At 45.5% G+C, this 3,082-nt stretch carries 6 protein-coding genes; 2 read left to right on the top strand and 4 right to left on the bottom strand.

From position 1 onward, the window contains the following. A partial coding sequence (locus tag RMO55_RS17705) for a dihydroxy-acid dehydratase (protein ID WP_310428713.1) occupies positions 1 to 422 on the bottom strand: 422 nt, incomplete at its 3' end. 7 nt (positions 423 to 429) lie between these two features. Here RMO55_RS17705 and RMO55_RS17700 point away from each other — a divergent pair. After that, positions 430 to 573 carry a hypothetical protein gene (locus tag RMO55_RS17700; RefSeq protein WP_310428711.1) on the top strand — a complete coding sequence of 48 codons (144 nt, stop codon included), beginning with the start codon at positions 430 to 432 and terminating at the stop codon, positions 571 to 573. Between the two features lie 131 nt (positions 574 to 704). Then, on the top strand, positions 705 to 1,403 hold the full coding sequence (locus RMO55_RS17695) for a 1-acyl-sn-glycerol-3-phosphate acyltransferase (RefSeq protein ID WP_310428709.1): 699 nt from the start codon (positions 705 to 707) through the stop codon (positions 1,401 to 1,403). Between the two features lie 127 nt (positions 1,404 to 1,530). Here the strand turns inward: RMO55_RS17695 and RMO55_RS17690 are convergent, their stop codons facing one another. From RMO55_RS17690 to RMO55_RS17680, 3 genes are all read right to left on the bottom strand, one after another. Then, entirely contained in the window at positions 1,531 to 1,851 is a 321-nt protein-coding gene (locus tag RMO55_RS17690; protein WP_310428707.1) for a ribulose bisphosphate carboxylase small subunit, read from the bottom strand. A 54-nt stretch (positions 1,852 to 1,905) separates the two neighbouring features. After that, on the bottom strand, positions 1,906 to 2,286 hold the full coding sequence (locus RMO55_RS17685) for a chaperonin family protein RbcX (protein WP_310428705.1): 381 nt from the start codon (positions 2,284 to 2,286) through the stop codon (positions 1,906 to 1,908). A gap of 84 nt (positions 2,287 to 2,370) precedes the next feature. Then, a partial coding sequence (locus RMO55_RS17680; RefSeq protein WP_310428703.1) for a RuBisCO large subunit C-terminal-like domain-containing protein occupies positions 2,371 to 3,082 on the bottom strand: 712 nt, incomplete at its 5' end.

Here is a 3,082-nt window from a genome sequence, read left to right as displayed (position 1 = left end):
GAGGGAATATTCATTCTGGCGATCGCAATCATCGCCCCTGGCATATTTTTATCACATCCGCCGATCGCCAGGACAGCATCCATACTCTGCCCGTTACAGGCGGTTTCGATCGAGTCGGCGATGACTTCCCGCGATACCAGCGAATATTTCATCCCCTCTGTACCCATCGAAATTCCATCGCTGATGGTAATCGTCCCAAACATCTGCGGCATCGCACCCGCAGTCCTCAGCGCAGCCTCAGCCCGAATTGCTAATTTGTTAATCCCCATATTGCAGGGGGTGATGGTGCTATAACCATTAGCTAATCCGATAATGGGCTTAGTAAAATCGTTATCTCCAAAGCCAACTGCACGCAGCATCGCACGGTTAGGAGAGCGTTGTACGCCTTGGGTAATAGCTTGACTGCGTTTGTTATCTGACATAATTTCTTTGCTCTCAATATTTCCCGCCATCGCTGCAATCGTTGGCGTAGCCTCTGGCGAAAGAGAATCGATCGGGCAGCGATTGAGTTGTCGGCTATTAGTATTCGATCTATTCTACGGGTTATTTGGTCATCTGAATGTCAATTATTAGAGCGCAGACGTTAAAAATTAGGTAATTTTCTAGGTGTCAATCGAAAAACTGTCACGAACGATCTCACTAATCAGCTCTTAGTTGGGTAAATTGTATAGGTATCTAGACATCGATAACACCCCTCAACGGCAATGATTAACTCCCCGACTACACCTGCTGATACAAGTCTTCAATCCAATCGACAGATCGAATCGGGATTCTCACCTTGGCTGACTAAAATTGTCTATCCGATCGGGAATTATCTACTACTCCCTGGATTTTTTCGTGAAATAGAAATAATTGGCAAAGAGTATATCCCCCACACAGGTGCGGTAATTTTAGCTCCCACCCATCGGGCAAGATGGGACCCGTTGCTGATTCCCTATGCCGTTGGTCCATACGTCACGGGTCGAAGTTCGCGATATATGGTCAGTGCTGATGAAATGACAGGGGTTCAAGGCTGGTTTGTCCGTCGATTAGGCGGTTTTGCGATCGATACTAATAAACCAAGTATTGCCAGTATCCGTAATAGTGTCGAACTGCTCCATAATGGCGAAATGCTGACTATTTTTCCTGAAGGTAATATTTTCCGCGATGGAACTTTGCATCCCTTAAAAAAGGGTTTGACTCGGATTGCCATGCAAGCAGAATCGCTGAAACCAGGCTTAGATCTCAAGGTTATTCCGATTAGTTTCCATTACGAGCATCCCGAACCAAGATTTCGAGGTCGAGTGTCGATCCGAATTGGAGCACCATTGCAGGTGCAAACTTATCAACAGTTTTCGAGTAAAACAGGTGCCGAGAAACTTCATGAAGATTTGACTCGATCGCTATTAGATTTGAATCAATGAGGAGCGTCGGATGTGCAATCTCGCATAGTTTTAGTTAACAAAAAAAAGAGAGAAAAGGTAAGAAATCCTTCTCTCTCCATAAATATTAGTTCCAATAACTTAGAACTATAATTAGCTCACCTTCCTATTATGGTTTGTGAACGATGAAGCTCAATACTTGGCACTGTTTGATGTTGTCAAAACCAACAACACGGATGAAACAATGACCGTACTCACTCCGACAAGCGCGAACTTCGTTCAGAATTTCGGTAGTAGTATTAGCGTTGAACAAAGGCAACTTCCAGAGTGTCCAGTAGTGTTGAGTAGGCTCAGATTCCTTGCTGAACTCAACACCAGGAATATACCCTTGGTCGAGCATATACTGAAGCTGCTTGGTGATTTGAGCATCGCTCAATGGAGGCAAGTAGGAGAAGGTTTCGTAACGACGTTCAAAGGGTAAAGTTTGCATTTGGTCTTGCTCTACAGTTAAATATAGTTGAGATTAAGGGCGCGTCTTTGTTTGCTACTCAGACGATGATTCAAAGTTGAGGCGTGGCTCGGTAACGGATAGTTGCGATAGCTTCTCTAGCTGTTGCTTGCGATGCTGACTATTTTTGAGTTTAATCTCGTGAAACAGCATTTCTGGTAAGTCATCCATGATTTCTTCGACTAAGTACTCCCTTACCGTCATAATTCGGAAGGCTAACTCCTGGTTTTCGACCAGGAGTGCGAGTAAATAGACTTCGCCATCTTGAACAATCGATCGACCCGAGAAACTGCGTAACCACAGAGCCAAGGGTGGATTTGTTTCAGTCAACTGCTCCAAAACAGCTTGTACCGCTTGATAAGTCAAGTAGCTAGAAATTACTTTCGTTGTAGCTTTGGCAACTTTTTTGCAATCCATTACCGTAATTAATGAAGATATGAATAGAGCTTTGTGAATAAGTAGTTACACTATCCACTATTCACCATCCACCATCCACTAATTCTAGAGAGTATCCATTGCTTCAAATTCAAACTTGATCTCTTTCCAGAGTTCGAGTGCAACAGCAAGTTCAGGAGACCATTTACCAGCTTCACGGAGGACATCGCCACCTTCACGCATCAGGTTACGACCTTCGTTCCGAGCTTGAATACAAGCTTCTAGTGCGACGCGGTTAGCGGTTGCACCAGGAGCGTTACCCCATGGGTGACCAGCAGTACCACCACCGAACTGGAGGCAAGAATCATCGCCGAAGATTTCTACCAACGCGGGCATGTGCCAAACGTGGATACCACCAGAAGCAACTGGGAATACACCAGGCATGGAAGCCCAATCTTGGGTGAAGAAAATACCGCGCGAGCGATCTTCTTCGATGTAGTTTTCACGCATTAGGTCTACAAAACCCATAGTGATGCCTTTTTCGCCTTCAAGCTTACCTACAACGGTACCGGAGTGAAGGTGATCTCCACCGGACATCCGCAAGCATTTAGCTAGAACACGGAAGTGAATACCGTGATTTTTTTGACGATCGATTACTGCGTGCAGTGCGCGGTGAATGTGCAGTAGTACGCCATTGGCTTGACACCACTTCGCCAAGGAAGTGTTGGCGGTGAAACCACCAGTCAAGAAGTCGTGCATGATGATGGGAGTACCAATTTCTTTGGCAAACATCGCCCGTTCCATCATTTGCTCGTTGGTAGGCGCGGTTACGTTGAGG

Origin of the sequence: Chamaesiphon sp. VAR_48_metabat_135_sub (assembly GCF_031418915.1) — a bacterium.
Lineage (GTDB): Bacteria > Cyanobacteriota > Cyanobacteriia > Cyanobacteriales > Chamaesiphonaceae > Chamaesiphon.
This window is presented reverse-complemented; position numbering and strand designations above follow the sequence as displayed.